Below are 7,045 nucleotides of genomic sequence, written 5' to 3' on the forward strand. Positions count from 1 at the left end.
TGATTTAGAAATTCATTCTCACTAGCTTGGTATACTAAGGTTAGTTTATAATTTTCTAATCCTCCTATGCTAAGATATCTTTTACTAAATACGATAAATACGTCTGATCATCAAGTACAAAGAAATGATTCCCTTCAAATTCTCTTAGAGAAAAGCTTTCTTGAGTTACTTGCTCCCAATTCTTCATAATGTCTTTTGTAGCTTCCACATCATTAGTAGCTGCATGAGCAATAATTGGTGTACTAATCACTTCTTGATTATACAAAAAACTATCGTTTAATCTATAATCCTTTCTAATTTCTTTCAATATATGATTTAGAAAATCATTATCATTAAAAATTTCTTCTGGGGTTTGTTGATAACGTTTTAGTTCTGCTATTAAGGCCTCATCTCCCATATAACTCTTAAATTCTAATAAATTCTCTTTTTGAGGCGCTTGCCTACCAGCTACAATAAGTTTACTTGGACTTATGCCGTACTGCTTCTCTAATTTATAACATACCTTAAAAGCAAGTGCTGCTCCCATACTATGTCCAAACAGGCTAAATTTTGCACCATTATTTTTTGTATAAATTTCCTGTGCTAAATGGTCTGTAAGTTCTTCAAAGTCTTCAATAAATTTCTCTCTTCGCCTCATTCCTCTCCCGGGCAATTCTACACAAATAATTTTTACAGGTAATACTTCAAGTGTCCATTTTCTATAACTTGAGGCACTTCCTCCTGCATGCTGAAAACAAAACACATTCATAGCTTCCATATCACGGCTCATCTTACTCTCAAACGGAAATACTTTTTTATTTTGTATGTCATTCATATCATACGCTCCATACTATCATATATTTTTGCTTAACTCATTAACGCGCATTACTGACTCTTCATGTGTGATTATATCAGACTATTTTAATTATTTCAATATATTTTGATAATTATTTTCAATAAGATTTATTTAAATAAAACAAAATTCCAAAAACTCATACTGCATTATGTACTGTTTTTAGGATTTTGTTAATAAGCTATTTCTGTAATTTCCAACCTATTGATTGTTTTCTTATGTTGATAAAATCAGCATATATTCCTGGTTTTTTAATAAGTTCTTCATGCTTTCCAGATTGTACAATGTGCCCTTTATCTAAAACTAAAATCTGATCTGCATGACGTACTGTTTTTAATCTGTGTGCAATCATAATAATTGTCTTATCATGTGTTAATGCTTCAATTGCTTTTTGTAAATCTGCTTCATTTTCAGGGTCGACATTAGCTGTTGCCTCATCTAATATAACTATATTTGCATCTTTAAGCATTGCTCTTGCAATAGAAATTCTTTGTTTTTCTCCACCTGAAAGTGTTCCCCCACCTTCTCCTAATACTGTATTATAACCATCTGGTAATTTAGAAATAAAATCATGACAACAAGCTGCTTTAGCTATTCGTACTACCTCTTCATGTGTTGCTTCTGGTTTACCAAATTTAATGTTATTTTCAATTGTATCCTGGAATAAATACACATTTTGAAAGACCATACTAACATTCTTTAAAAGACTATCCAAAGTATATTCTCTAATATCTCTACCTCCTATCAATACTTTGCCCTTATTTACATCCCAAAAACGAGCAATTAAACTACATAATGTTGATTTTCCACTACCACTTGGCCCAATAATTGCTGTAGTCGTCTTATTGGGTATTGTAAAACTTACGTTATCTAAAATTTTACGTTTATTACCATTCTTATCTTTTCCATAAGAAAAGTCTACATTTTTAAATTCAATATCAGCGGAATTAAGCGGTATATGTCTTCCATCTTGATCCATAATTGGTGTACTATCAATTTCATTAGCTTTATTCATAGAGTCATTTAACATTTGCAGCATAGATGCCATATTTCCTGCTGATTCTAAATCACTATATACCATAAAAGCCGCTACTACAAAAAGTAAAGCTGTTACTAAATCTAAATTATTTTGTAAGTATAAAGTAACTGTTGTATATAAAATCCACACACTTGTACCGCGTACAATAAACTGTTTCATAGCATCTAAAGGAACACTACTTATTGTTAATTTTACATTCTTATCATGGCTATCTTTAATTGTCTCATTAATTTTTTGGTTTCCCAGTTTTTCTAAATTGAAAGATTTAACGATACTCATTCCTTGCACATATTCCAGTGTGGCTTCAACTAAATCTTCTTGAGCCATTTGACGTAAAACTGAATGTTTTGTAGATTGTCTTTGGGCCACTTCCGTCATAATTAAATAAATTATTATACCACCTAGCACAATACATCCAATTCTAAAATCTATCATAAGTATAGCTAGTGCAAATGCTAATGATTGTAAAATACCACTTAAAATAATAGCTAAACTACGTGCTGCTGTATTTTCTACATCTCCTAAAGATGTTGTAACTACAGCCGTAATATTTCCTAAACTATTTTTATTAAAAAAACCCATTGGAATGTATCTTAACCGGTCACCAATATGTATTCTTTTTTCAATAACCATTCCGTATCCTGTTTCTGTCTGTTTAATAATTGAACCATAAGTGGCCCAAGATTTACCTATTACCGAAATTAACATAACTAAAAATGCACATAAAGCTATTTTTAACTCTTTATTCTCACTTAATAAACCTTGTAAAACAATCATCAATGCCCAAAATTGAAAAGCAGAAAATATAGCACCAATAAAGTTAATTCCTATAGATTGTACAAGTAGCTTTTTGCGGCTACCTGCAAATTTAAAAATCTTCCTAAATATATGAAGCATATCCTCTTCCCCCTTGTATTATGCTTGATCTTTTGCATCAATATGTGCATGCCACATTGAAGCATATAAATCGCTATTTTTAAGTAATTCTTCTTGTGTTCCTGTTTCTACAATATGACCTTTATTAACTACAATAATTTGATCTGCCTCTGTAATCGTAGATAAACGGTGTGCTATTACAATAAGTGTCTTATTTTTAGTAAGAGCTGATATTGCTCTTTGAATTTCCGCTTCATTTTCAGGATCCATTGCAGCCGTTGCTTCATCAAGAATAACAATAGGTGCATCCTTAAGCATGGCTCTAGCTATAGTAATTCTTTGCCTTTCCCCACCAGATAATTGACCTCCTGCTGTACCAACTAATGTTTCATATCTATTATCTAATTTACGAATAAATTCATCACAACCTGCTTTTCTAGCAACTTCTTCTACTTGCTCATCTGAAGCATTCGGATTGCCCATTCTAATATTTTCGCGAATACTCTTATCAAATAAATAAGTATCTTGAGAAACATAAGCAATTTGTTTATTAAGTTGTGTAAGTGGTATTTGTTTAATATCTACACCACCAAACTTAATGCTTCCTGTTGTAGCATCCCAAAAACCTGCAATTAATTTTGCAATAGTTGATTTACCTGAACCAGAAGGTCCTACTAAAGCTGCCATAGTATTGGGTTTAATCTCTAATGTAATATCTTTTAGAACATAATCTTTTGCTGCATCATATCTAAAAGAAACATGTGTCATTTGAATACTATTATTAACTAATCCAACTTCTTTGTTCGGACGAACAAGCTCCTTTGCTTGTAAAATACCCTCTATTTCTGCAATATTTGTACTTAATACTGCAATATCATCCGTAAATGTAAAAGCTGCCATAATAGGTCCCATAGCTGCTAATGATAAAATAATAATTGTTATAAATTCATTTATTTCAAGACTTCCTTTTATCCAAAATAAAAATCCAATTGGAAGAATTGCTAATAAAGTAGATGGTAATAATGCTTGATATATACTCATGGTCTTTTGATTTTCTCTCATCCACTCTATATAATAATTACCATTGTCCGAAACAGCATCTTTATATTTTCCATAAGAACCTGCTGATTGATTAAATGTTTTAATTACTTCAATTCCACTAATATATTCAATTACTGTATCTGCCATCTTCTTTCCAAGCTCAACTGCTTTCTCATACTTAGCTGGATAATCTTTCATCCCCATCATCAAAACACCCATACCAATTACTACTGTAATCATAGAAGCCAAGGCCATTCTCCAATCTAAAACAAATAAATATATAATGATTACAATTGGTACCAATATATTCGCTGTCATCTCTGGAAGGAGATGGGCTAATGTAGATTCCATCCCCTCTACGCAATCTACTATTATCGTTTTATATTGCCCAGATGGTGTATCTAAAATTGTCCCCATAGGAAGTCTAGTTAATTTATTAATTAAATTAAGTCTTAAATCCCTTAATGTTTTATAAGTTGCCCTATGTGATATACTTGTAGAAATACATATAAATACAATTCTAATAACGTAACCTATTAAAGCATACATACACCATTTACTATAAAACACCATCTCTTCATTACCATCTAGTAACCCCGTTACTATTTGCGCCCCACAAAAGTAAGGCAAAACGCCTCCCGCTACACCTATTACTGCAAATACTACAGATAAAAAAAATTGTCCTTTATACGCTTTCCCCCATCCTAAAGCTGTATTAATAGGTGACTGTTTCTTTTTTTCTTCCATCTTAACTATCATTCCTTTCGCTGTGCTCAAGGCACAAAAATTCATGAAAAATATTTAAGCCCCTATACCTTTGGCAATACTTTTAGTAGGTAAACAATTATACTACAGAGCACGGGAGGAGAATTGACGATTCCTCTACGGGAAATCCCATATCTTAACATGTGCCGAATACTTTATCCAAGTACAAATAATTGTGCCATTGAGCACGTACACTAATCTTTGCATAAGCAAAACCTTGTTTATTATTAAGTATTCAGTCAATGATTGTTTACTTTATTTTTTTGCCTAAAGGAGTGTTTAAATGCTTAAAATTGTATATCCTATCTGTTGTGGCATAGACGTTCACAAAAAATTTGTTGTCGCTACGCTTGCCACTACTAACTCCAATAATGTTACAACCTATCAAACTAAGCAGTTTTCTACTTCTACCGATGATTTACTCAGCCTCGTTTCTTGGCTTAAGGATAATAACTGCTCTGAAGTCTGCATGGAATCCACTGGTAAGTATTGGATTCCTATTTTTAATGTCCTCGAAACTTCTTGTCATATCACTTTAGCTAATCCTAAATATATTAAAGCTATTCCTGGTAAGAAAACAGACAAGAAAGATTCTATCTGGATTGCTAATCTTCATAAACATGGTCTTGTGCATGGCAGTTTGATTCAACCTAAATCTATTCGTGATCTTAAAGATGTTATACGTTATAGACGTAAACTTGTTAGTATGCGTTCTAGTGAAAAAAATAGAGTTCAAAACTCCTTAACCATCTCTAATATCATGATTGCTAGTGTTGTTTCTGACACTTTCGGTAAATCTAGCGCTGCTATTATTAATCATATGATTTCTTGTCTAAGTTTGATAGTTCTAAACATTTATGTTCCTAGGCTGGGCTTACACCCCAAAATAATGAAAGTGCAGGTAAAAAGAAAAGTGTACGTATCAGTAAAGCTGGCTCTTATCTAAAACCTATTCTTGTTCAATGTACCCTTGCAGCTATTAAAGATAGATAGTCCATTTCGTATTAAATATGAACGCATCAAACGGCGTCGTGATCATAAGCGTGCCCTAATCGCAATTGCCAGAACCATGCTAATCTGTATTTACCATATGCTTTCTAAAGAAGAGGATTTTAATCATGAATTGTATTTAATATCTTATTTGTCGCTTCTTGGAGCTATTCAAGGGCTTGTTTGCTATGTCTACTTCTAGGTTTCCTTTTTCACACTAATTCTCCTCCTATTTTCCTGTTAAAAATAGAAAAAGTCCGAAGCATTAAGCTCCGGACTTTTCCATAGCTTAAAATAACATCGTTATTTAATAACACCGTTATTTTAAAACTTATTTCAACTCATGTCAATATTTTCTATATATTCTGTTATATTTTTTGAAAATAATTTTCATTTATATACCTAATAACCTAAACCATCCTGCTTCATAAAAAATATATAAACTTTTCACATACTCCTTTGCCTTATGTCTAGGCATATCATGGACTATCGTTTCAAATATACCAGCAAATAATGTGTTTGCTACGATATGAATAAGTTCCTCATCAATATTAAATATCTTATAGCCCTCTGTTTGTAATCTCTTAATTAAATCTAAGCTTGCACTTACCTCAATATCTACTAAACAATCAATATAATTTTCATATTTTGTGCCAGCTGAACAGCAATAAATTAATTTAAACACATCGTAATGATCATAAATATAATCTATCATCCAATCCTCTGTTATAATCTTATCTAATCTTTCAACTTGATCATTTATATTTAAATCTCGGAATTCTTCTTGTGTAGCCTTGTATTTAGTTTCTAGTATATTTGCTACATCACTTATTATAGAATTAAATAATGCTTCCTTATCTGGGAAGTATTTATATACAGCTCCAGTAGTTGCACCTGCCGCTTTCGCAATATTTCTCATAGATGCTTTTTGAAAGCCTTGTGCTAAAAACTCCTGTTTACCAGCTTCCTGTATAGCTTCTTTTAATTTTTCATTAATTAGTCTCATATTTTTCCCTCACTTCTGTTAGCTATTATAAGACCATTAATATTAAAAAAAAGAAAAATATTTTTATTAACTCTTATAAAGTTCTATTTACTTATGAACATTTGCACCCAGTTATTGCCGTTAGCTTCATAACCAATTCCAATATGTGTGTATTTACTGTTTAAAATATTTGCTCTATGTCCTGAACTATTCATCCATGTATTTACTACTTGTGCTGGAGTTATTTGCCCTTGCGCAATGTTCTCAGCTGCTGCTTTATATGTAATACCGAATTTTTTCATCATATCAAATGGTGATCCATATGTTGGACTTGTATGACTAAAGTATTTATTTTTATACATATCTGTTGCTTTTACTTTTGCTACATTTCTTACATTTTCATCCATTTGAAGTGCACTTAATCCTTGTTTACTACGTTCAATATTTACAAGTCTTAATACCTCATTCTCAAAAGCTGCTTGATTTGTCTCTGACTCGCTTGTTTCTGGTTTTGTTG

5 protein-coding genes and 1 pseudogene are annotated in these 7,045 nt (G+C 31.7%); 1 reads left to right on the top strand and 5 read right to left on the bottom strand.

The window, feature by feature from the left end; genetic code table 11:
• Positions 1-64: 64 nt before the first annotated feature.
• The 3 genes from JCM14822_RS09530 to JCM14822_RS09540 all read right to left on the bottom strand — a co-directional run bounded on the left by JCM14822_RS09530 (position 65) and on the right by JCM14822_RS09540 (position 4,535).
• On the bottom strand, positions 65-814 hold the full coding sequence (locus JCM14822_RS09530) for a thioesterase II family protein (RefSeq protein ID WP_054741846.1): 750 nt from the start codon (positions 812-814) through the stop codon (positions 65-67).
• Positions 815-1,013: 199 nt separating this feature from the next.
• Positions 1,014-2,768: an ABC transporter ATP-binding protein gene (locus JCM14822_RS09535; RefSeq protein WP_054741848.1), complete on the bottom strand. Its 1,755-nt coding sequence runs from the start codon at positions 2,766-2,768 to the stop codon at positions 1,014-1,016.
• 18 nt (positions 2,769-2,786) lie between these two features.
• Positions 2,787-4,535, bottom strand: a complete 1,749-nt coding sequence (locus tag JCM14822_RS09540) for an ABC transporter ATP-binding protein (RefSeq protein WP_054741854.1) — start codon at positions 4,533-4,535, stop codon at positions 2,787-2,789.
• A gap of 301 nt (positions 4,536-4,836) precedes the next feature.
• On the opposite strand from JCM14822_RS09540, the pseudogene JCM14822_RS09545 reads away from it, so the two are divergent.
• Positions 4,837-5,682, top strand: a pseudogene (locus JCM14822_RS09545) (IS110 family transposase); the annotation flags it as partial.
• A 255-nt stretch (positions 5,683-5,937) separates the two neighbouring features.
• Here the strand turns inward: JCM14822_RS09545 and JCM14822_RS09550 are convergent.
• Positions 5,938-6,549 (bottom strand): TetR/AcrR family transcriptional regulator, encoded by a 612-nt coding sequence (locus tag JCM14822_RS09550; protein ID WP_054741852.1) that lies wholly within the window; start codon positions 6,547-6,549, stop codon positions 5,938-5,940.
• An 83-nt stretch (positions 6,550-6,632) separates the two neighbouring features.
• A partial coding sequence (locus JCM14822_RS09555) for a CAP domain-containing protein (protein WP_242861469.1) occupies positions 6,633-7,045 on the bottom strand: 413 nt, incomplete at its 5' end.

Origin of the sequence: Cellulosilyticum ruminicola JCM 14822 (genome assembly GCF_001311925.1) — a bacterium.
Classification (GTDB): domain Bacteria; phylum Bacillota; class Clostridia; order Lachnospirales; family Cellulosilyticaceae; genus Cellulosilyticum; species Cellulosilyticum ruminicola.

Bases quoted from the DNA above. Each gene is read 5' to 3' on its own strand.
- JCM14822_RS09530 (WP_054741846.1), bottom strand. From the start codon at position 814: ATGAATGACATACAAAATAAAAAAGTATTTCCGTTTGAGAGTAAGATG.
- JCM14822_RS09535 (WP_054741848.1), bottom strand. From the start codon at position 2,768: ATGCTTCATATATTTAGGAAGATTTTTAAATTTGCAGGTAGCCGCAAA.
- JCM14822_RS09540 (WP_054741854.1), bottom strand. From the start codon at position 4,535: ATGGAAGAAAAAAAGAAACAGTCACCTATTAATACAGCTTTAGGATGG.
- JCM14822_RS09550 (WP_054741852.1), bottom strand. From the start codon at position 6,549: ATGAGACTAATTAATGAAAAATTAAAAGAAGCTATACAGGAAGCTGGT.